This is a genomic window from Kitasatospora sp. NPDC058444, assembly GCF_042721415.1.
In the GTDB taxonomy this organism is placed as follows: Bacteria; Actinomycetota; Actinomycetes; order Streptomycetales; family Streptomycetaceae; genus Kitasatospora.
Genome location: NZ_JBHXLL010000003.1, coordinates 327,575 through 347,600 on the forward strand (window position 1 = coordinate 327,575; position 20,026 = coordinate 347,600).

At 74.0% G+C, this 20,026-nt stretch carries 19 protein-coding genes and 1 pseudogene; 8 read left to right on the top strand and 12 right to left on the bottom strand.

The window, feature by feature from the left end; translation table 11 throughout:
• Positions 1–141: 141 nt before the first annotated feature.
• The 5 genes from ACFWP2_RS05980 to ACFWP2_RS06000 form a co-directional block, all read right to left on the bottom strand.
• Complete coding sequence (locus ACFWP2_RS05980) at positions 142–2,961, bottom strand: SpoIIE family protein phosphatase (RefSeq protein ID WP_380448738.1); 2,820 nt, start codon at positions 2,959–2,961, stop codon at positions 142–144.
• 139 nt (positions 2,962–3,100) lie between these two features.
• Positions 3,101–3,688, bottom strand: coding sequence for an NUDIX domain-containing protein (locus ACFWP2_RS05985; protein ID WP_380448740.1), 588 nt, complete (start codon positions 3,686–3,688; stop codon positions 3,101–3,103).
• A gap of 18 nt (positions 3,689–3,706) precedes the next feature.
• Positions 3,707–3,898, bottom strand: a complete 192-nt coding sequence (locus ACFWP2_RS05990) for an SPOR domain-containing protein (protein ID WP_380448743.1) — start codon at positions 3,896–3,898, stop codon at positions 3,707–3,709.
• 204 nt (positions 3,899–4,102) lie between these two features.
• Positions 4,103–5,665 (bottom strand): DUF4190 domain-containing protein, encoded by a 1,563-nt coding sequence (locus ACFWP2_RS05995; protein ID WP_380448746.1) that lies wholly within the window; start codon positions 5,663–5,665, stop codon positions 4,103–4,105.
• A 186-nt stretch (positions 5,666–5,851) separates the two neighbouring features.
• Positions 5,852–6,670: a methyltransferase domain-containing protein gene (locus ACFWP2_RS06000; RefSeq protein WP_380448748.1), complete on the bottom strand. Its 819-nt coding sequence runs from the start codon at positions 6,668–6,670 to the stop codon at positions 5,852–5,854.
• Between the two features lie 176 nt (positions 6,671–6,846).
• Here ACFWP2_RS06000 and ACFWP2_RS06005 point away from each other — a divergent pair.
• A pseudogene (locus ACFWP2_RS06005) lies at positions 6,847–7,994 on the top strand (dihydrofolate reductase family protein).
• 57 nt (positions 7,995–8,051) lie between these two features.
• Positions 8,052–8,714, top strand: a complete 663-nt coding sequence (locus ACFWP2_RS06010; protein ID WP_380448750.1) for an HAD-IA family hydrolase — start codon at positions 8,052–8,054, stop codon at positions 8,712–8,714.
• A 290-nt stretch (positions 8,715–9,004) separates the two neighbouring features.
• On the opposite strand, the gene ACFWP2_RS06015 is transcribed toward ACFWP2_RS06010, so the two are convergent.
• The 4 genes from ACFWP2_RS06015 to ACFWP2_RS06030 form a co-directional block, all read right to left on the bottom strand.
• On the bottom strand, positions 9,005–9,259 hold the full coding sequence (locus ACFWP2_RS06015; protein ID WP_380448752.1) for a Txe/YoeB family addiction module toxin: 255 nt from the start codon (positions 9,257–9,259) through the stop codon (positions 9,005–9,007).
• Positions 9,256–9,537 (bottom strand): type II toxin-antitoxin system Phd/YefM family antitoxin, encoded by a 282-nt coding sequence (locus ACFWP2_RS06020; protein ID WP_380448755.1) that lies wholly within the window; start codon positions 9,535–9,537, stop codon positions 9,256–9,258. The genes ACFWP2_RS06015 and ACFWP2_RS06020 overlap by 4 nt, the downstream gene beginning before the upstream one ends.
• A 177-nt stretch (positions 9,538–9,714) precedes the next feature.
• The gene (gene ychF, locus ACFWP2_RS06025; protein ID WP_380448758.1) at positions 9,715–10,788 is read right to left on the bottom strand and encodes a redox-regulated ATPase YchF; all 1,074 of its coding nucleotides are present in this window, start codon (positions 10,786–10,788) and stop codon (positions 9,715–9,717) included.
• Positions 10,789–10,872: 84 nt separating this feature from the next.
• Positions 10,873–11,262 carry a glyoxalase gene (locus tag ACFWP2_RS06030; RefSeq protein WP_380448760.1) on the bottom strand — a complete coding sequence of 130 codons (390 nt, stop codon included), beginning with the start codon at positions 11,260–11,262 and terminating at the stop codon, positions 10,873–10,875.
• Between the two features lie 176 nt (positions 11,263–11,438).
• Here ACFWP2_RS06030 and ACFWP2_RS06035 point away from each other — a divergent pair, with 176 nt between their 5' ends.
• The gene (locus ACFWP2_RS06035; protein WP_380448762.1) at positions 11,439–12,077 is read left to right on the top strand and encodes a DUF6542 domain-containing protein; all 639 of its coding nucleotides are present in this window, start codon (positions 11,439–11,441) and stop codon (positions 12,075–12,077) included.
• Positions 12,078–12,198: 121 nt separating this feature from the next.
• Here ACFWP2_RS06035 and ppgK read toward each other — a convergent pair whose 3' ends face one another.
• Positions 12,199–12,945, bottom strand: a complete 747-nt coding sequence (gene ppgK / locus ACFWP2_RS06040; RefSeq protein WP_380448764.1) for a polyphosphate--glucose phosphotransferase — start codon at positions 12,943–12,945, stop codon at positions 12,199–12,201.
• 222 nt (positions 12,946–13,167) lie between these two features.
• The gene (locus ACFWP2_RS06045) at positions 13,168–14,142 is read right to left on the bottom strand and encodes a 4-hydroxy-3-methylbut-2-enyl diphosphate reductase (protein WP_380448766.1); all 975 of its coding nucleotides are present in this window, start codon (positions 14,140–14,142) and stop codon (positions 13,168–13,170) included.
• 143 nt (positions 14,143–14,285) lie between these two features.
• On the opposite strand from ACFWP2_RS06045, the gene ACFWP2_RS06050 reads away from it, so the two are divergent.
• The 4 genes from ACFWP2_RS06050 (at position 14,286) to ACFWP2_RS06065 (ending at position 18,067) form a co-directional block, all read left to right on the top strand.
• Positions 14,286–15,647 carry an APC family permease gene (locus tag ACFWP2_RS06050; protein ID WP_380448768.1) on the top strand — a complete coding sequence of 454 codons (1,362 nt, stop codon included), beginning with the start codon at positions 14,286–14,288 and terminating at the stop codon, positions 15,645–15,647.
• A gap of 149 nt (positions 15,648–15,796) precedes the next feature.
• Positions 15,797–17,008 (top strand): exodeoxyribonuclease VII large subunit, encoded by a 1,212-nt coding sequence (gene xseA / locus ACFWP2_RS06055; RefSeq protein ID WP_380448770.1) that lies wholly within the window; start codon positions 15,797–15,799, stop codon positions 17,006–17,008.
• An 84-nt stretch (positions 17,009–17,092) separates the two neighbouring features.
• Positions 17,093–17,353, top strand: a complete 261-nt coding sequence (locus ACFWP2_RS06060; RefSeq protein ID WP_380448772.1) for an exodeoxyribonuclease VII small subunit — start codon at positions 17,093–17,095, stop codon at positions 17,351–17,353.
• Between the two features lie 111 nt (positions 17,354–17,464).
• Positions 17,465–18,067 carry a malonic semialdehyde reductase gene (locus ACFWP2_RS06065; RefSeq protein WP_380448775.1) on the top strand — a complete coding sequence of 201 codons (603 nt, stop codon included), beginning with the start codon at positions 17,465–17,467 and terminating at the stop codon, positions 18,065–18,067.
• A gap of 147 nt (positions 18,068–18,214) precedes the next feature.
• Here the strand turns inward: ACFWP2_RS06065 and ACFWP2_RS06070 are convergent, their stop codons facing one another.
• Positions 18,215–18,751: a DUF4245 domain-containing protein gene (locus ACFWP2_RS06070; RefSeq protein ID WP_380448777.1), complete on the bottom strand. Its 537-nt coding sequence runs from the start codon at positions 18,749–18,751 to the stop codon at positions 18,215–18,217.
• A gap of 215 nt (positions 18,752–18,966) precedes the next feature.
• Here ACFWP2_RS06070 and glpX point away from each other — a divergent pair, with 215 nt between their 5' ends.
• Complete coding sequence (gene glpX / locus ACFWP2_RS06075) at positions 18,967–20,007, top strand: class II fructose-bisphosphatase (RefSeq protein ID WP_350631566.1); 1,041 nt, start codon at positions 18,967–18,969, stop codon at positions 20,005–20,007.
• Positions 20,008–20,026 lie beyond the last annotated feature (19 nt).

The following is a 20,026-nucleotide window of genomic DNA, read 5'->3' on the forward strand; positions in this document are numbered from 1 at the left end:
TCACAACATCAGATCGGGCGAAGGTTTTTGTCCTACCGCCCGCGCAACCACAATGCCACGCTCGCGCCCCCTTCCGGAGCGCGCGCTCCCCCTGAGCGCCCGATGGCATATGCGGCACCGCTCCCTCGCTGTGTGCTCCGCTCACGATCCGTCCGGCTCATGACCCGGCAGCGCCTGCTCGAACCAGACCACCTTGCCGATCCCCTCGGCCCGGGCGCCCCAGCGCAGCGCCAGCCGGTGGACCAGCTCCAGGCCGCGCCCGCCCTCGTCGGCCTCGGCGGCGTGCCGCTCCCGGGGCGGGTCGGGCAGCGGGTCTGAGATCTCGACCAGCAGCGTCTCGCCGAGCGTCAGCCGTACCCCGATGGGGGCGCTGGCGTACCGGATGGCGTTCGTGACCAGCTCGCTGACCAGCAGCTCGGCGATGTCGGTGAGCTCCTCGACGCCCCACTCGGCGAGCGTGGCGCGGACCAGCCGGCGCGCCCGGGAGACGGCGGTGGGCTCGGCCGGCAGGGTCCAGCCTGCCGTCGGGGTGCCGGCCTGGCCGTGGCCGAGCCGGGCCAGCAGCAGCGCCACGTCGTCCGGCTCCCGGCCCTGCTCCATGGTGTCCAGCACCGCCTCGCAGGCGGCCTGGATGGAGGCGTGCGACTCCTGGAGCACGGTGATCAGCCGGCCGAGGCCGACGTCCAGGTCCTTGTCCCGGGACTCGACCAGGCCGTCGGTGCACAGCGCCAGCAGGCTGCCCTCGGGGATCTTCAGTTCGACCGATTCGAACGGAACTCCGCCCACCCCGAGCGGGGTGCCCGAGGGCAGGTCGAGGATGCGGCCGGCGCCGCCGGGCAGCGGGCCGCCGTCGCGGGTCGGCTCCGCGCCGGCCTGTCCCGGCACCACCAGCACCGGCGGGATGTGCCCGGCCTTGGCGACGGTGAGCCGGGCCGTCGTCGGGTCGAAGACCGCGTAGACGCAGGTGGCCAGTAGGGCCTCGTCCGGCCCCTGGGCGAGGTCGTCGGCCAGCTCGTGGACGTGCCGCAGCAGGACGTCCGGCGGCAGGTCGAGGGCGGCCAGCACCCGGACGGCGGTGCGCAGCCGTCCCATGGTGGCGGCGGCCCGCAGGCCGTGGCCCATCACGTCGCCGACCACCAGCGCGGTGCGGTCGCCGGGCAGCGGGATGACGTCGAACCAGTCGCCGCCGACCTCGGTGCCGCTGCTGCCGGGCACGTACCGGTAGGCGACCTCGACGCCGGTGGGCTGCGGGACCTGCTGCGGGAGCAGGGTCCGCTGGAGGGTGAGCGCGGCGGTGCGTTCGCGGGCGTAGAGGCGGGCGTTGTCCAGCGAGCTGCCGGCCCGGTCGGCCAGCTCGACGGTGAAGGCCAGGTCGTCCCGGTCGAAGCCCTCGCGGTAGCCGGCCCGGCTGACCAGCAGCAGGCCGATCACGATGCCGCGGGCGCGCAGCGGCACGACCAGCATCGAGTGCACGCCGAGGTCCCGGGCGGCCTGCATCTTGGGGTCCCCGGGGTAGGTCACCTCGTCCAGCTGGTCGGCGCCGGACAGCAGCTCGGGCACGCCGGTGCGCAGCACCCGGCCGCAGACGGAGTCCTCGGCGAAGGTGATCCGGGCGCCGCGGCGCAGCATCACGTCCACCTCGGGGCCGTCCTGGACGGAGGCCGTGCCGAGCTGGAGCAGCGAGGTGCGCCGGTCGTGGCCGTGCCGGGGCAGGTCGTCGCCGTGCGCGACGGCCTGGAGCAGGATCACCGCCGAGTGGTCGGTCAGCCGGGGGACGACGGACCCGGCCAGCTCCTGGGCGATCCGGGAGGCGTCCAGCAGGTCGCCGACCCGGGAGCCGAACTCGTTGAGCAGCGACAACCGGCGCCGGGCGTGCTCGACCTTGGCGACCGCCCGGTAGCGCTCGGTCACGTCCATCACGGTGCCGGAGATGCCAAGCACCCGGCCGGAGCGGTCGGTCATCCGGCTGTAGGAGATCGAGCGGTAGCCGGCCCGGGTGGTGACCGGGGAGGCCAGGGTGACGTCGATGACCGGCTCGCCGGTGGCGAGCACCTGGCGCTGGATGGCGGTGATCTCGTCGGCGGCCCGCTCCGGCAGGGTCTCGCCGGTGGTGCGGCCGACGTGGTCGTCCAGGGCGACGCCGTTCATCTCGGCGAGGGTCTGGTTGACCGCGGTGTAGCGCAGGTCGGTGTCCATGATGGCGATGCCCAGCGGCGACTGCTCGAACAGCGCGTCGCGCACCGCGAGGTCCCGCTCGACGGCCTGGACGGCGGCCGCCTCGGCCATGCTGACCTGGAGGAACGGGGTGCCGTCGCCGTCCACCAGGAGGGAGATCCGGGCGTCCACGGCGACCGGGGAGCCGTCCCGGTCGCGCAGCTCGGCGCGGCCGGTCCAGCGGCCGTGCCGCAGGGTGTCCTGGATCGCGCCCCGGATCCGGGCGATCTGCTCCCGGTCGGGGATCATCTCGTCGATCCGGCGGCCGACCAGCAGCTCGTTCGGCCAGCCGAGCAGCTCCTCGGCGGCCGGGCTCCAGAGCACCACCCGGCCCGCGGTGTCCAGGATCGCGATGGCGACCTTGAGCATGTCCAGCAGGCTGCCCTCGGCGGGCGCGCCCGGGCTGCCGGGGCCACCGGGACGGCCGGGGCCGCCCGGGGTGTCGGCGGGTCCACCGGGGAACGGACGGCCGGGGCGGCCGCGCAGGTCGGACCGGGTGCCGGGACCGGGCACCCCCGGGGCGGGCGCCGACCGGTCGGGGCGCGCGGCGTCGGGATGCGCAGTGTCGGGGCGCGCGGCGTCGGGGTGCGTGGCGTCGGGGTGCGCGCCGGTGCCGCCGCGACGACGGCCGACCGGTGGCTGGGAGGCGGCCGGACGGGCGGCGCGGCGCAGTCGGGCGCGGGCGGCGGCGCTCCCCGTGGAGCCTGCCCGCCGCTCTCCCCCGCCGCCGTTCCCGGTAGTCGACACCGACGGGGCCTCCGGCTCTGGTCGGGATCGGCGTCGCCGGCTGGGGACGGCTCACCGATGGTGACGAATAGTGCCGAAAAGTGACATACCCAGCAGCCTCCAGGCTATCCCGGCCCCTGGGTCGTCTTGTCCGATTGACCTACCCGGCGGACTGCGCGTCGCCCGCCGGCGGGACGCCCTCCGCGGCCGCCGTCCCGTCCTCCGTCCCGCGCTCCGTGCCACGTTCCGTCCGGCGTTCCGTCCCGCCCTCCGTCCGGCGTTCCGTCCCGCGTTCCGTGAGCAGCCGGGCGACGTGCGGCAGCACCTCACGGTCGTGGTCGATCCAGTCCACGGTGTCCAGCTCGTCCGGGCCCAGCCAGCGCAGCGCGTCGTGGTCCTCCAGCGCGCGGGGCTCGCCCTCCAGCAATTCGGCGGCCCAGAAGCGCAGCTCCAGGCCGGGGCGCACGGCCCACGCGCCCGGCAGCCGGGTCAGCGCGCGCGCCCGTACGCCGAGCTCCTCCAGCAGCTCCCGCTCCAGCGCCTGCGCCTCCGTCTCCCCGGGCTCGGCCTTCCCCCCGGGGAACTCCCAGCGGCCGGCCACCGCCTCGGGCGCGCTGCGCCGGGCGGCGAGCACCCGGCCGTCGCGGACCAGCGCGCCGCCGACCACGATCCGGGGGGCGTCGGGAGTGGCGCGGGTGTCCGGGGCGGCGGCGGTGTCGGAGTCGGGCGTTCCCGTCGTGGCGTCCATGGGGCCGACCCTACGGGTTCAGGCGTTGCGGACCGTTCCGTCCGCCGGTTCCGGCCGGTCCGGCCCGTCCGCCTCGACCCAGTACATCTGCTTGTGGCCGCGGGCCTCGAACTCGGCGGCCAGCCGCCGGGCCTCGGCCCGGTCGAGGTCCTCGGCGACCAGGAAGCGGTTGCCGTTGTCGTCCTGCCGCATCACCCGGTAGGTGCCCATGGCACGGGAGGGTACCCGGGGCCTCCCGCCGAGGGCCGCTCCGGGTCCCCTGGGCCGCTCCGGGCCGCGCTCCGGGCCGGGGAGGTCGAGTCCCCGGCTCGCGTGGGGGTCGGGCCGGGGACGCGACCACGACGGTACGGCCGGCGCGTTACCGGCAGGTACGGTCGCGGTCAACGGCCGGTAACCGGGGCGGGCGCGGGCCGCTCAGACCCGCAGGTCGGGCGCCTGCTCGCCGGTGGACAGGTTCAGCCCGCGGCGGATCTCCAGGATCGTCGGCGTCGTCCTGGCCTCCATCGCCCTGGCCTTGCGGAGGTCTCCCGCCAGGTCGGTGCCGGAGGCCGCGGCGTCCCAGGCGGCGGCGGCCTGCGCCTTGGCCTCGGCCAGCTTGGCGATCTTCGGCTGGACGTCGGCCGGCCAGGGCACCCCCGCCCTGCCCAGCACCGCCGCCTCGGTCCGGGAGGCGGAGGCCACCCGCCGGGCCCAGGCCCGGTAGTCGGCCTCGGCCTCGGAGACGTCCCCGTCCGGCTGCTCCAGGTAGTCGTCGTTGAAGCTCCGGGCGGCCTCCAGGTAGGCCAGCTGGGGTGCCGTCAGACGGCTCCGGTCGGTGCGGACCGTTCCCCGGTGCCGGTCCTCGCGGTCCTCGTAGGCGCAGGTGACGTACCGTGCGCCGGACGCCCAGTTCTTCGCGGTCGGGTAGAGGTAGACGTCGTCCATGCCGTCCGGGACGGCCCACTGGTCGAGCGCGTAGCCGCCCAGCACCCCGCGGCACAGCCGGCCGGCCTCCTCGCGGGCCGCGCTCTCGCCCGGGTAGAGGCCGTTGCCGCTCGGGATCATGGCGGTGCCCGCCACCTCGCCGTGGTGCGGCTCGGCGCAGGCCACCCGGTGCACCCAGTACACCGTCTCGTCGCCGCTCCCGTCCTCCGTCGAACCCCCGTCGGGGGAGTCGTAGCAGTCGCCGACCTTGAGGTCGGACCAGTGCACCGAGCCGGCCGGCGCCTTCGGGGCCTGGCCGAAACGGCCGGCCCGCGCCGAGCTGAAGTCGGCCGCGCCGAGCCCGATGGCCAGCAGCACCGTGCCGATCGTGCCGAGCACCAGGCCGGTCACCGCCATGCCGGAGCCGCGCTCCTTGCGGCGGTTGATCTGCACCAGCGCGAGGATGCCGAACACCAGGGCCAGCGGGGCCACCAGGAGCAGGCCGGTGACCAGGGAGCCGACGGCGAAGCCGTTGGTGGGGGCGGGGACGCGCGCGGGGACGTACCCGGGGCCGTACTCGGGGCCGGGGACGTACCCGGGCACGGGGGCGGCCGGACCCTGCCCCGGGTCGGGGGCCTGGGCGTACGGGTGGCCGGGCGGGAAGCCGGACTGGGCGGGCGGCGTGACGGAGGCCCAGCCACCGGCGGGCAGCGGGTACGGCGGCTGGGGCGGGGCGGCCGACGGCGGGACGGCCTGCGGCGGCGCGGCCTGCGGGGGCGGGGCGGCGGGGCGGGCGGCGGGCGGGCCGGCGGAGAGGTCGGGTGCGGCCCAGGGGTCGGCGGGGGCGCGCGGGGCGGGCTCCGGCTCGGCCTGTTCCGGCTCGTCGGCTGCGGCGGGCCGCGCGGTGTCCTTGCGGAAGTCCACCCGGGGGTCCTGACCGGCCGTCGGCGCTTCCGCCTGGTCCGCGGCCGTCCCGGTCCCCGTCCCCGTGCCGGTGCCCGCGTCCGCGTCGGCCCCCGTGGCCGCGGGCGACTCCGGCCCCGGAACGAGCGGCTCGGACTCAGGCTTGGACACGTGGACTCCCCCAACCACCGCAACGGCATCGGCTCGGCACTCGGCACCATGGCTCGGACCCGAACGGGCCCGATCTGAACGGTCGCGCGACTTTACCCGATCTTTCCGAACACCTGCCCGCCATTCCCGGCCCGCCCGCCGGGCCCGCCCTCCACCGCCTCAGCCGACTCAGCCGACTCAGCCGACTCAGCCGCGGGCCAGGATCTCGCCGTGCAGCATCGAGAACCAGCCGTCCCCGGCGGCGCTCCACTCCCGCCAGCCGTCCGCGATCCGGCCCAGCTCGTCCTGGTCCGCGAGGCCCCGCTCGACCGCCGTCCGGCCCAGCGCGGTGCCCGTCACCCGGTCCGCCCACATCCCGCCCCACCAGGCGCGCTGCTCGGGCGTCGCGTACGTCCAGGTGCCGGCGCTCGCGGTGACCTCGGTGAAGCCGGCCGCACGGGCCCAGGACAGCAGCCGCCGGCCGGCGTCCGGCTCGCCGCCGTTGGCCCGGGCGGTCCGCCGGTACAGCTCCAGCCACCGGTCCAGCGCGGGCACCTCCGGGAACCAGGTCATCGAGGCGTAGTCGACGTCGCGGACCGCGACCACGCCGCCCGGCGCCGTCACCCGCCGCAGCTCGCGCAGCGCGGCCACCGGGTCGGCCACGTGCTGGAGCACCTGGTGGGCGTGCACCACGTCGAACTCGCCGTCCCGGTACGGCAGTCGGTGAATGTCGGCGCATTCGAAGGCGACGTTGGACAGACCCCGCCCGGCGATGTGCCCGGCGGCCTGGTCCAGCACCTCGGCGGAGGCGTCCACCGCGACCACCCGTCCCCGCGGGCCGACCAGTCCGGCCAGGTCCGCGGTGATCGTGCCGGGCCCGCAGCCGACGTCCAGCAGGGCCTGCCCGGGCCGCAGTTCGGGCAGCAGGTAGCCGGCCGAGTCGGCGGCGGTGCGGGAGCGGTGCGAGCGCAGCACGGCCTCCTGGTGGCCGTGGGTGTAGACGGCGGCGGGCTGCGGTCCGGTCATGGGGTCCCCCTGGGCGGTCGACTGGATGCGGTCGGCCGCGGTGCTCCACGGCACCCCCGACGCTACTCGCCGTTCCGCATGCCGAGAAGAACCGTCTCGCATGCCGGTCGGGGCGGGCCCGGGCGGCATCCGGCCGCCGTACCGTGGAGGCGCCCCCGACAGAACGGTCCCCGCCCATGCCCGGCCCGCGCCCCTACGTCCTGCTGAGCGCCGCCGTCTCGCTCGACGGCCACCTCGACGACGCCTCCCCCGACCGGCTGCTGCTCTCCAACGCCGCCGACTTCGACCGGGTCGACGAGGAGCGCGCCGCCGCCGACGCGATCCTCGTGGGCGGCAACACCCTGCGCGCCGACAATCCCCGGCTGCTGGTCAACGACCCCGGACGCCGGGCCGCCCGACTGGCGGCCGGCCGGCCCGAGCACCCGCTGAAGGTGACGCTCAGCGCGAGCGGCGAACTCGACGCCGACCTGCGGTTCTGGCACACCGGCGGCGCCAAGCTCGCCTACACCACGGACGCCGGGGCGGCGGTGCTGCGCCCCCGGCTGGACGGGCTGGCCGAGGTGGTCGCGCTGGGCGAGGCGGTGGACCTCGGCGCGGTGCTGGACGACCTGGGCGCCCGCGGGGTGCGCCGGCTGATGGTCGAGGGCGGCGGGGGCGTGCACACCCAGTTCCTGGCCGGGGGGCTGGCGGACGAGCTCCAGCTGGCCGTCGCCCCGCTGCTGGTCGGCCAGGCCGAGGCGCCCAGGTTCGTCCGCCCGGCCGCGTTCCCCGGCGGGCCGGCCCGGCGGATGCGACTACTGGAGGCACGTACCGTGGGCGACGTCGTCCTGCTCAGGTACGCCCCGAAGGAGCCCGCACCGTGACCCCGTCCGCGTCCACCGACCTCGCTCACCTGCGCCGGGCCGTCGAGCTCTCCCGCCACTGCCCGCCGTCCGCGACGGCCTTCTCGGTCGGCGCGGTGATCGTCGGCGCCGACGGCGCGGTGCTGGCGGAGGGCTACAGCCGGGAGACGGACCCGCACGACCACGCCGAGGAGGCGGCGCTGGCCAAGCTTCCGGCGGGCGACCCGCGGCTGCGCGGGGCGACCGTCTACAGCTCGCTGGAGCCCTGCGGGCAGCGCGCCTCCCGGCCGGTGCCGTGCGCCCGGCTGCTCGTCGCGGCGGGCGTGCCGCGGGTGGTGGTCGCCTGGCGCGAGCCGGACCTGTTCGTCACCGACTGCCAGGGCACCGCGCTGCTGACGGCGGCCGGCATCGAGGTGGTGGAGCTGCCGGAACTGGCCGAGGAGGCCCGCGCGGTCAACGCCCACCTGCTCGGGCGCGAGTGATCTTTTGTATCATCAAGGAACAAAAGCTCGCCGTCCCGTTCCCCGAGGAGCCGCCCCATGCCCGCCACCCCCGTCCGGCTGACCGCCCGAGCCGTCCTCCTGGACATGGACGGCACCCTGGTCAACTCCGACGCCGTGGTCGAGCGGTGCTTCACCCGCTGGGCCGAGCGGAACGGCCTGGATCCCGCCGAGGTGCTCGCCTTCGCGCACGGCCGCCAGGGCCACGCGACCATGGCCCACTTCCTGCCGGACCGCCCGGCCGAGCTCAACCTGGCCGACAACGCGCGGATCCTCGACGAGGAGCGCGCCGACACCGAGGGCGTCGTCCCGGTGCCCGGCGCCGCCGCCTTCCTCGCCTCGCTGGCCGGCCTCCCGCACGCCCTGGTCACCTCCGCCGACCAGCCGCTCGCCCGGGTCCGGATGACCGCCGCAGGCCTGCCGCTGCCGCCCGTCCTGATCACCGCCGAATCCGTCGGCGCCAGCAAGCCCGACCCCGAGGGCTTCCTCAAGGGCGCCGCCGCCCTCGGCTTCGCCCCCGCCGACTGCCTCGCCTTCGAGGACTCCGGCGCCGGCATCGCCGCCGCCAGGGCCGCCGGCACCCGCGTCATCGGCATCGGCCCGCGCGCCCTCCCCCACCACCCGGACGCCCACGCCGCCACCCTCACCACCGTCACCGTCACCGCCGCCCCCGACGGCCTCCTCACCGTCACCGTCGCCTGACCCCGCACCGACGGAGCCCGCCGCCATCAGTAGCGGCAGCGGGCGGCAGGTCCCGGCGCCACGTCGACACGGAAGGGCGGAAGCCGGAAGGGCGGAAAGCGGTCGGGGCCCGCCTCCGGGGAGGCGAGCCCCGACCCGGGGTGCGCACTGTGCGGCTGTCGACGCGGGGCGTGAGCCGATCAGACGTTGAAGCGGAACTCCACCACGTCGCTGTGACCTGCGGAAACGTTGACCCTGGCGGCCCAAGTCAGCACGGAATCAGCACGGTGAATCGAACTCGCGGCCAGCCGTCAGTAGTGGTAGCGGGCGGCCAGAACGATGATCTCCCGGTCCGTCACCAAGTAGACGAGGCGGTGCTCATCGTCGATCCTCCGCGACCAGGCCCCGGGCAAGTGGTACTTCAGTGGCTCGGGCTTGCCGATGCCAGTGAACGGGTCGCGCAACACGTCCTCGATGAGCTTGTTGATCCGGGCGAGCATCTTGCGGTCGCTCTTGAGCCAGGAGGTGTAGTCCTCCCAGCCGGCCTCCTCGAAGACGAGCCTCACGCGGCACCCTTCTCGCCATCCGCCGCATCAGGGTCGATGAGCTCCCGCTCGGAAAGCCGTATGCCACCAAGGGCGTTCTCATACGCCTTGAGCAAGCGGCGGGCGTTCACCGGCGAGCGCAACAGGTAGGAGCCTTCACGCAAGGCGGCATAGTCCTCGGCCGAGACGAGTACGGCATTTCCGTGCTTGGAGACGATCTCAATGGCCTCGTGATCGTCGTTGACCTTCTTGATCAACGGGAAGAGAGCCTTGCGCGCCTCGCTGGCAGTGATCGACATCGACTGAACTCCCTCCATGACTGGTACCACATAACGTACCACTCAAGCAGACGCGGCGGGCCGAAGAAGTCAGCACCAAGTCAGCACGGAAAAGAGATCGGGGCCCGCCTCAAGGGAGGCGGGCCCCATCCGACCTGCGCATTTGACAGATCAAGCTAGCTCAAAGCAATTATGAGCTCACACGTTGAAGCGGAACTCCACCACGTCGCCGTCCTGCATGACGTACTCCTTGCCCTCGATGCGGGCCTTGCCCTTGGCGCGGGCTTCGGCGATGGAGCCGGTCTCGACCAGGTCGGCGAAGGAGATCACCTCGGCCTTGATGAAGCCCTTCTGGAAGTCGGTGTGGATGACTCCGGCGGCCTCGGGGGCGGTGGCGCCCTTCTTGATGGTCCAGGCGCGGGCTTCCTTGGGGCCGGCCGTCAGGTAGGTCTGGAGGCCGAGGGTGTCGAAGCCGACCCGGGCGAGGGTGGCGAGGCCGGGCTCCTCCTGGCCCATGGACTGGAGGAGCTCCAGGGCCTCGGCGTCGTCCAGCTCGATCAGCTCGGACTCGATCTTGGCGTTCAGGAAGATCGCCTCGGCCGGGGCCACCAGCTCGCGCTGGGCGTTCTTGAAGTCCTCGTCGGCCAGCTCGTCCTCGTCCACGTTGAAGACGTAGAGGAAGGGCTTGGCGGTCAGCAGGTGGAGCTCGCGGATCGGGGCGGTGTCGAAGCCGGCCTCGAAGAGGGTCTTGCCGGTCTCCAGGATCGCCTGCGCGGCCTCGGCGGCGGCCAGCACGGGGGCGGTGTCCTTCTTGAGGCGCGCCTCCTTCTGGAGCCGCGGCAGGACCTTCTCGATGGTCTGGAGGTCGGCCAGGATCAGCTCGGTGTGGATGGTCTCGATGTCGTCCTTGGGCGACACCTTGCCGTCCACGTGCACCACGTCCGGGTCGGTGAAGGCGCGCACGACCTGGCAGATCGCGTCGGACTCGCGGATGTTGGCGAGGAACTTGTTGCCCAGACCCTCGCCCTCGCTGGCGCCGCGCACGATGCCGGCGATGTCGACGAAGTCGACGGTGGCCGGGAGGATGCGCTGGGAGCCGAAGATCTCGGCGAGCTTGGCCAGCCGCTCGTCCGGGACGCCCACCACGCCGACGTTCGGCTCGATGGTGGCGAACGGGTAGTTGGCCGCCAGCACGTCGTTCTTGGTCAGGGCGTTGAACAGGGTCGACTTGCCGACGTTCGGCAGGCCGACGATTCCGATCGTGAGCGACATGAAGCGCAGTCCCGTGGGCTTGGAGGAGTTGGGTCGGCACCGTACGGGCCGACCCCCAAGTCTACGGGCAGCCCCCGCCCTGCCTCACTCCTCGGTCGCCGCCGCCCGGGGCTCCAGGAACTCCAGCCGGTTGCCCAGCTTGTCGTGGGCGTTGAAGCGCCGGCGGCCGGGCAGGTTGTCGTCCCAGGTCACCGGGTGACCGTGGGCGGTGAGGTGGTCGGCGAGCGCGTCCAGCGAGTCGACGACGATGCCCGGGTGCCCCTTGCGGGACGGGCGGAAGTCCGGGGTCACGCCGAGGTGCACCTCGACGCCGCCGCTGCGGAACCAGCAGCCGCCGCGGGCGGCGAGCACCGGCGGCTTCGGCAGCTCGGTCATGCCGAGCACGCCGGACCAGAACGCGCGGCACTCGTCCTCGGCGCCGGCCGGGATGTCGATCTGGACGTGGTCGAGCTGTTCGAACGTGAAATCGGTCATGTTGCCCCCCGTGATAGAGACCCGTGAACGGAACCCGTGATCATCGTGTGTCGGCTCGGCCGTGCAGGTCAGCCGACCTGAATGACGATCACATCACTACTCCGTCCGGAGACACGGGGCAAGACCTGAACGGTCCATTACACAGTGTGGCGATGATCCGACCGTACGTTGGGCGGGTGGAGCAGAGCATCCGTACCCAGCCGCCAGGGCCCAGACGCCGTCCGCCGACCCGGGCGGCGGCAGCCGCCGTCCCCGGTCCGGGCCGGGCCCCCGAGACCGCCGGAGCCCCCTCCGAACCCGCCCCCGCCTCCCGGCTGCGCCCGGCGGCCGGCCCGTCCGCCGCCGCCCGCCCGGCCGCCCCACGGCTGCGCCTGCGCCTGCCGCTGCGCGGGCGCGGACGCGGCGGCGACCAGCTGTACGGGCGGCGCCGCACCGGCCGGCCGGCCCGGCTGACCGCCGTCGGCACCGGGGTGGTCGCCGTGCTGGCGACACTCGCGGTGGCGGGCCTGGACCGGCTGCTGTTCGACGACCTGGGCTGGCTGTTCGGCCTCGGCTACCTGCTGGTCTGCTTCCAGCTGGCCGTCCGGGTGCGCTACGCCGATCTGCTGGCCGCGCCGATCAGCGGGCCGATCGCCTTCGCGCTCGCCCTGCTGCTGCTCGAACCGGTGAGCTCCCCCGGCGTCACCGCCCAGGTGGTCTCACTGGCGACCGGGCTGGCGCTGCGGGCCGGCTGGCTGTTCTCCGGCACCGGGCTGGCCGCGCTGATCGTGCTCGCCCGGTTCGTCGCCCAGCGCCGGATCCAGCGCGCCCGCTGAGCCCCTTCCCCGGGGCCGGCGAACGGGCCGGCGAACGGGCCGGGGCCGAGGAAGGGGCCGGGGGCCGGCGAAGGGAAGGGAAGGGAAGGGAAGGGAAGGGAAGGGCACGGGGACCGGCCCGTCAGCCCTCCGCCCGGGCCGCCGCCATGGCGGCGCCGACGATCCCCGCGTCGTTGCGCAGCTCCGCCGGCACCACCCGCGCCTCGCGCCGCTTCAGCAGCGGCAGGAACTTCTCGTGCTTGCGGCTCACCCCGCCGCCGATCACGATCAGCCCCGGCGAGAACAGTCCCTCCACCAGGTCCAGGTACTCGTCGACCCGCCCGGCCCACTGCTCCCAGGTCAGCCCGTGCCGGTCCTTGGCGGCCGAGGAGGCCCGGCGCTCGGCGTCCTTGCCGCGCAGCTCCAGGTGGCCCAGCTCGGTGTTGGGCACCAGCATGCCGTCCACGAACAGGGCGCTGCCGATGCCGGTGCCGAAGGTGAGCACCAGGACGACGCCGGGCTCGGCCCGTCCCGCGCCGTGCGTGAGCTCGGCCAGCCCGGCCGCGTCCGCGTCGTTCAGGACGGTCGCGGGCATCCCCAGCGCCTCGCGGAAGAGGCCGGCCGCGTCCAGGCCGATCCAGCCCTTGTCCACATTGGCCGCCGTCCGGGTGCGGCCGTCGACGACCACGCCGGGGAAGGTCAGCCCGACCGGGCCCTGGTGGCCGAAGTGGCGGACCACCTCGCAGACGGCGGCGACCACGGCCTCGGGGGCGGACGGCTGCGGGGTGAGCACCTTGTGGCGTTCCTCGGCGAGCACGCCCCGGGCGAGGTCGACGGGCGCGCCCTTGATCCCCGAGCCGCCGATGTCCACGCCGAATACCGCCGTCATCACGTCCGCCCTCCGCCGTCGGCCGTGGACCCGGCCGGTCCGCGGCCGGTGAGTTGTCCACAGCCTGTGCACAAAGCTACGAGAGCGCGCCCGGACGCGCACAGCAGAAATGCCGCGCCACAGGAGCCGCGCAGCGGACACGCACCTCGGACGCGCACAGGAGGACGCGCACAGCGGAGGGGCCGGCGCCCCGCAACGGGGTGCCGGCCCTTCCGGGTGGGGTCAGAGCTTGCCCGCCGCCTCGGCGCGCAGGTCACGGCGCAGCTCCTTGGGCAGCGAGAAGGTCAGGTGCTCCTCGGCGGTCTTGACCGTCTCGACCGTGTCGTAACCGCGCGCGGCCAGCAGCTCCAGCACGCCCTCGACCAGGATCTCCGGCACCGAGGCGCCGCTGGTCAGGCCGACCGTGGTGACGCCCTCCAGCCACTCCTCGCGGATCTCCTCGGCGAAGTCGACCAGGTGGGCGGCCTTGGCGCCGTACTCCAGGCCGACCTCGACCAGGCGGACGGAGTTGGAGGAGTTCTTGGAGCCGACGACGATCAGCAGGTCGGTCTCGGGGGCCAGCTGCTTGACGGCGACCTGGCGGTTCTGGGTGGCGTAGCAGATGTCGTCGCTGGGCGGGCTGACCAGCTGCGGGAAGCGGTTCTTCAGCTCGCCGACGGTGGCCATGGTCTCGTCCACCGACAGGGTGGTCTGGGACAGCCAGACGACCTTGGACTCGTCCCGGACCCGCACGTTGGCGACGTCCTCGGCGCCGTCCACCAGGTGGATCCGGTCCGGGGCCTCGCCCATGGTGCCGATGACCTCCTCGTGGCCCTCGTGGCCCACCAGCAGGATGTCGAAGCCCTCGTCGGCGAAGCGGACGGCCTCCTTGTGCACCTTGGTGACCAGCGGGCAGGTCGCGTCGATGGTGGCGAGCTTCCCGGCCCGCGCCTCGTCGTGGACGGACGGGGCGACGCCGTGCGCGGAGAAGACGACGATCGAGCCCTCCGGCACCTCCTCCGTCTCGTCGACGAAGATCGCGCCCTTCTTCTCCAGGGTCTGCACCACGTACTTGTTGTGGACGATCTGCTTGCGGACGTAGATGGGCGCCCCGTACTGCTCCAGGGCCTTCTCCACGGCGATCACGGCGCGGTCGACTCCCGCGCAGTAGCCCCGGGGGGCGGCGAGCAGGACACGGCGCTGCGCGGTCTTGGACATGGCTCCATCGTACGGGCGGCCGCGCCCCACGCCCGCCCTCCCGGCCCCTCGCTGGAAAGCCGCGCCAACAGCGGGCACTCGGCAGGCACTCAACGGGCGCTTTCCGTGCAGATCCGGTCAACAGCGCTCAAAATATGGTGTCTATGAGCTCTGTGAGCGAGCAGGCGACGCCGAGCGGCCTGCGCCGCAGCCTGGGCGTCCGCGATCTGATGGTCTACGGACTGCTGTTCATCGCCCCGATGGCCCCGGTCGGCGTGTTCGGCGTGCTGGACGCCAAGAGCCACGGCGCCGTCGCCACCGTGTACCTGGCCGCGACGGTGGCGATGGGCTTCACCGCCTTCTCGTACGCCCAGATGGTGCGCGCGGTGCCGCAGACCGGCTCGGTGTTCGCCTACGCGCGGGCCGGACTGGGCGAGGGCCCGGGCTTCATCGCCGGGTGGATGGCGATGCTCGACTACCTGCTGATCCCCGCGGTGGCCTACCTGTTCTCCGGGATCGCGCTGAACTCCCTGGTGCCGGGCGTCTCGCGCTGGGTCTGGACGGCGCTCGCGGTGGTGCTGACCACCGCGCTCAACCTGGCCGGGGTGCGGACGGCCGCGGCGGTCGGCTTCGCGGTGCTCGCGATGGAGATCGCGGTGCTGGTGGTGTTCGTGGCCGCCGCCGCGGTGGCCCTGGCCCAGGACGGCGCCCGGCGCGGCTGGGACACCCCGTTCACCGCCGTCGGGGACTTCTCGCTGGCCGCGGTGATCTCGGCGGTGTCCGTCGCGGTGCTCTCCTACCTGGGCTTCGACGCGATCGCCACCTTCGTGGAGGAGGCGGTCGGCGCCTCGGCGGCGGTGGCCCGGGCGGTGCTCTGGTGCCTGGCGCTGGCCGGGGTGCTGTTCGTCGTCCAGAGCTACCTGGCGGCGCTGCTGGAGCCGACCGGACCGCAGCAGCTGGCCGCCGACCCGGCGGCGCAGGGCTCGGCCTTCTACGACACCGTGGAGAGCGGCGTCGGGCACTGGCTGCACGTGCTGGTGGCGGCGAGCAAGGCGATCGGCGCGGCCTTCGCGGCCCTGGCCGGGCAGGCCGCGGCCGGGCGGCTGGTCTTCGCGATGGCCCGGGACGGCCGGCTGCCGCGGGTGCTCGGTTCGGTCGACCCGGCCAGCGCGGTGCCGCGCCGGGCGCTGCTGACGGCCGCGGTGATCACCATGGCGGCGGCGGTCTGGGCGGCCAACCGGGACGACGGGCTGGACCAGCTCACCTCGGTGGTGAACGTGGGCGCGCTGACCGCCTTCGCGCTGCTGCACGCCTCGGTGATCGGCTGGTACGCGGTGCGGCACGGCTCGCGGCGGTGGCTGCGGCACGTGGTCGTCCCGGCGCTGGGGATCGCGGTGATCGTGGCGGTGGTGTACGAGGCCTCGGGCACCGCGCAGCTCGTCGGGCTGGTCTGGCTGGCGGTCGGCCTGGCGGTGCTCGCCGCCCAGGGGGCCACCGGCCGGGGCGGCGGGCGGCGACAGCCGTAGCCGGGCGACGACCGGGACCGGGACCGCGCCGCGCCGCGCCGACGGCCACGCCCACGTCGGAGGTCGGCCGAGTCGACGGACGGCGGTGTCGGCGGTCGGCCGTGTCGGCGGTCTCGGCCGTGTCGGCGGACGCCGCTAGCCTCGTACGCATGGCCAACACCAGCTCCCCCGAAGCGCCGCTCCCGGTCGGCAAGGTCTCCGCGCTGATCGGCGGCTGGATCGACCGGCTCGGCGCGGTCTGGGTGGAGGGGCAGATCACCCAGCTCAGCCGCCGCCCCGGCGCGGGCGTGGTGTTCCTGACCCTGCGCGACCCGCAGGCCGACGTGTCGCTCACGGTGACCTGCTTCCGCTCGGTGTTCGACCAGGTCGCGGACGTGGTGCAGGAGGGCTCGCGGGTCGTCGTGCACGCCAAGCCGGAGTGGTACGCGGCGCGCGGGCAGCTGTCCCTGCGCGCCTCGGAGATCCGCCCGGTGGGCCTCGGCGAGCTGCTGGCCCGACTGGAGCAGCTGAAGCGGCGGCTCGCCGGGGAGGGCCTGTTCGCGGCCGAGCGCAAGAAGCCGCTGCCGTTCCTGCCGCAGTGCGTCGGGCTGGTCACCGGGCGCGGCTCGGCGGCCGAGCGGGACGTCCTGGAGAACGCCCGGCGGCGCTGGCCGGCCGTGCGCTTCGAGGTGCGCAACGTCCCGGTGCAGGGGGTCAGCGCGGTGGAGCGGGTGAGCGCGGCCGTGCGGGAGCTGGACGAGCACCCCGAGGTGGACGTGATCATCGTGGCCCGCGGCGGCGGCAGCGTGGAGGACCTGCTGCCGTTCTCGGACGAGGGCCTGGTGCGGCTGGTCGCGGCCGCCCGTACGCCGGTGGTGAGCGCGATCGGGCACGAGCCGGACCAGCCGCTGCTGGACTTCGTGGCCGACCTGCGCGCCTCGACCCCGACCGATGCGGCCAAACGGGTGGTTCCGGACGTCGGCGAGGAGCTGGCCAAGGTCCGCCAGCTGCGCGACCGCGCCCGCCGGCACGTGCTGTCCCGGGTCGACCGCGAGCAGCACGGGCTGGACGGGGTGCGCAGCCGTCCGGCGCTGGCCGCCCCGCACCGGATGCTGGACGGGCGGGGGCAGGAGGTGGACGGCCTGCTGGAGCGGGCCCGGCGCACCCTGCGGCACCGGCTGGACCACGCGCAGAGCGACCTCGGGCACACCCTGGCCCGGGTGGTGGCGCTCTCCCCGGCGGCCACCCTGGAGCGCGGCTACGCGGTGCTCCAACGTGCGGACGGCACGGTGGTGACCGACCCGGCGCAGGTCTCGCCCGGCGAGGGGCTGCACGCACGGGTGGCGGGTGGCGGCTTCGACGTCACCGCGGCCGCCGAGTAGCCGGCCGCCACCGCCTGCCGCCACCGCGGCTGCCGGGCGGCCGGGGGCTGGGGAGTGTCGGCCCGAGCCCCTACGCTGGCACGCATGGCAGAGCAGCAGGAACAGCAGGACGCGGCGGCGGCGCCGAACCCGGACGACGCGCTGGGCTACGAGCACGCCCGGGACGCGCTGCTGGACGTCGTCCGGCAGCTGGAGAACGGCGGGACTTCGCTGGAGGAGTCGCTGGCCCTGTGGGAGCGCGGCGAGCAGCTGGCGAAGGTGTGCCAGCGCTGGCTGGACGGTGCCCGGGCCCGGCTGGACGCGGCGCTGGCCGCCGAGGAGGGCGCGCCCCCCGGCGAGAAGTGAGGCAGGTCACTTTCCCTTGAGGAATAGTTGAAACTTCACCTATGTTGGAGCCAGTGACCGGCTGCGGCCGATCACACCGACGAACTCCTTTTCCGCATGAGGTGCAGAAGCATGACCACCGACGCCCTGGTACTCGACGCCGCCGCTCAGGACCTGCTGTTCCGCGAGGCCCGCACCGCCAACACCTTCACCGACGAGCCGGTCTCCGAGGAGCAGGTCCAGGCCATCTACGAGCTGGTCAAGTACGGCCCGACCGCCTTCAACCAGCAGCCGCTGCGCGTCGTCCTGGTCCGCTCGGAGGAGGCCCGCGAGCGCCTCGTCCGGCAGATGGGCGACGGCAACAAGAACAAGACCGCCACCGCCCCGCTGGTCGCCATCCTGGCCGTGGACAACGAGTTCCACGAGGAGCTGCCGACCCAGTTCCCGCACTTCCCGCAGGCCAAGGACGTGTTCTTCTCGGAGCGCAGCACCCGTGAGCAGTCCGCCGCGCTGAACGGCGCCCTGCAGGCCGCCTACTTCATCATCGGCGTGCGCGCCGCCGGCCTGGCCGCCGGCCCGATGACCGGCTACGACGCCGAGGGCGTCAACAAGGAGTTCTTCGGCGACGGCGACCACTCGGTGCTGGCCGTGGTCAACATCGGCAAGCCGGGCGAGGACGCCTGGTTCCCGCGTTCGCCGCGCCTGGCCTACGACGAGGTCGTCACCACCGTCTGATCCGCCCCGCGCGCGAGGGCCCCGCACCGGACGAACCACGGTTCGTCCGGTGCGGGGCCCTTCGGCGTACGCGGGAAGCCCCGGGAAGCCCGGGAGGGCCCGGAACGGGACAGCCCGGGAGGACCCGGACCGCGGGGCGCGAGCGGGCTACTTGAGCGCCTGCGCCAGCTCGGCCAGCTCCTCGTAGGAGGCGGTGCCGGTGAGCAGCGTGGTCCCGGGGCCGGTCTGCACGACCAGCGCGCGGTCCTTCTCGCCCTGCAGCCGGTCCCAGGTGCGGCCGGCCGCCTCGGAGGTGCCGTCCGGCTTGGCGCCCTTGACGTAGTCGGCCAGCAGGGAGTCGCGCGACACGTCGCTCTGCTCGATCGCCGCGTACTGGCCGGAGGGGGTCACGAAGCCCAGGTGCCAGGCGTTGCCCTTGCCGTTGTTCTGGTCGGCCGGCCGGTAGCCGACCGAGGTGGCCCGCCACTTCTCCGGCAGCCCCTCCGGGGAGAGCAGCGGGTACGGCGCGGCGCGCTTGGCGGAGGCCGCCGCCACCTTGTACTCGACCACGTGCACGGGGTCGCCGTTGGCGTCGTGCGGGAGGAACAGGTACCCGATCCAGACGACGATTCCGACCGCCAGCATCGACAGGACCATGTCCCGTACGGTCTGCCGGCCCCTCATGCCCTTGCTGTCTGCTGCCACCCCCACATGGTGACTCATCCACATCCCGGGACGGTCACCAGGGGTGTCCACGGACGGGTGATACCGGACGAATCGGCGGTTTCCGCCATAGAGCAGCGACCCGCGCCACAGACAGTCATCTCGTGGGCAGATACGATCGCAATACCCTCACCACGGCGTTCGACCTGGCAGTAGTCGGGCGCTCACTGGCCGTCGCGTACAGAGAGGTAACGACGATGACCACGCAGTACCCGCACCACCTTCCCAGTGCCCTGGAGGTCGCGCCCGAGGCTCCCGACCGGAACCTCGCGCTCGAACTCGTCCGGGTCACCGAGGCGGCCGCGATGGCCGCCGGCCGGTGGGTCGGACGTGGCGACAAGAACGGCGCGGACGGCGCCGCCGTGAAGGCGATGCGCACGCTCGTCTCGACCGTCTCGATGAACGGCGTCGTCGTCATCGGCGAGGGCGAGAAGGACGAAGCCCCGATGCTCTACAACGGCGAGCGGGTCGGCGACGGCACCGGCGCCGAGTGCGATGTCGCGGTCGACCCGGTGGACGGCACCACGCTGACCGCCAAGGGCATGAACAACGCGGTGGCCGTGCTGGCCGTCGCCGACCGCGGCACCATGTTCGACCCCAGCGCCGTGTTCTACATGGACAAGCTGGTGGCCGGCCCGGAGGCCGCCGAGTTCGTCGACATCACCGCCCCGGCGGCGGTCAACATCCGCCGGGTCGCCAAGGCCAAGGGCAGCGCCGTCGAGGACGTCACCGTCGTCGTGCTCGACCGCCCGCGCCACGACGGCCTGGTCCGGGAGATCCGCGAGGCGGGCGCCCGGATCAAGTTCATCTCGGACGGCGACGTGGCCGGCGCGATCATGGCCGCCCGCGAGGGCACCGGCGTCGACCTGCTGATGGGCGTCGGCGGCACCCCGGAGGGCATCATCGCGGCCTGCGCGATGAAGTGCATGGGCGGCGTGATCCAGGGCCGGCTGTGGCCCAAGGACGACGCCGAGCGGCAGAAGGCCCTGGACGCCGGCCACGACCTGGACCGGGTGCTCACCACGGACGACCTGGTCAGCGGCGAGAACGTGTTCTTCGTCGCCACCGGCATCACCGACGGCGAACTGCTGCGCGGTGTCCACTACCGCTCGGAGACCGCCACCACCAGCTCGCTGGTGATGCGCTCCAAGAGCGGCACCATCCGGGAGATCCACTCCACCCACAAGCTCTCGAAGCTGCGGGCGTACAGCGCGATCGACTTCGACCGCGCCAACTGAGGTCCAGCGGAACGCACTT

Bases quoted from the DNA above. Each gene is read 5' to 3' on its own strand.
- ACFWP2_RS06020 (WP_380448755.1), bottom strand. From the start codon at position 9,537: ATGTCGATCACTGCCAGCGAGGCGCGCAAGGCTCTCTTCCCGTTGATC.
- ACFWP2_RS05990 (WP_380448743.1), bottom strand. From the start codon at position 3,898: ATGGGCACCTACCGGGTGATGCGGCAGGACGACAACGGCAACCGCTTC.
- ACFWP2_RS05985 (WP_380448740.1), bottom strand. From the start codon at position 3,688: ATGGACGCCACGACGGGAACGCCCGACTCCGACACCGCCGCCGCCCCG.
- ACFWP2_RS06010 (WP_380448750.1), top strand. From the start codon at position 8,052: ATGCCCGCCACCCCCGTCCGGCTGACCGCCCGAGCCGTCCTCCTGGAC.
- ppgK (WP_380448764.1), bottom strand. From the start codon at position 12,945: ATGACGGCGGTATTCGGCGTGGACATCGGCGGCTCGGGGATCAAGGGC.
- ACFWP2_RS06060 (WP_380448772.1), top strand. From the start codon at position 17,093: ATGGCAGAGCAGCAGGAACAGCAGGACGCGGCGGCGGCGCCGAACCCG.
- ychF (WP_380448758.1), bottom strand. From the start codon at position 10,788: ATGTCGCTCACGATCGGAATCGTCGGCCTGCCGAACGTCGGCAAGTCG.
- ACFWP2_RS06000 (WP_380448748.1), bottom strand. From the start codon at position 6,670: ATGACCGGACCGCAGCCCGCCGCCGTCTACACCCACGGCCACCAGGAG.
- xseA (WP_380448770.1), top strand. From the start codon at position 15,797: ATGGCCAACACCAGCTCCCCCGAAGCGCCGCTCCCGGTCGGCAAGGTC.
- ACFWP2_RS06045 (WP_380448766.1), bottom strand. From the start codon at position 14,142: ATGTCCAAGACCGCGCAGCGCCGTGTCCTGCTCGCCGCCCCCCGGGGC.
- ACFWP2_RS06030 (WP_380448760.1), bottom strand. From the start codon at position 11,262: ATGACCGATTTCACGTTCGAACAGCTCGACCACGTCCAGATCGACATC.
- ACFWP2_RS06065 (WP_380448775.1), top strand. From the start codon at position 17,465: ATGACCACCGACGCCCTGGTACTCGACGCCGCCGCTCAGGACCTGCTG.
- glpX (WP_350631566.1), top strand. From the start codon at position 18,967: ATGACCACGCAGTACCCGCACCACCTTCCCAGTGCCCTGGAGGTCGCG.
- ACFWP2_RS06050 (WP_380448768.1), top strand. From the start codon at position 14,286: ATGAGCTCTGTGAGCGAGCAGGCGACGCCGAGCGGCCTGCGCCGCAGC.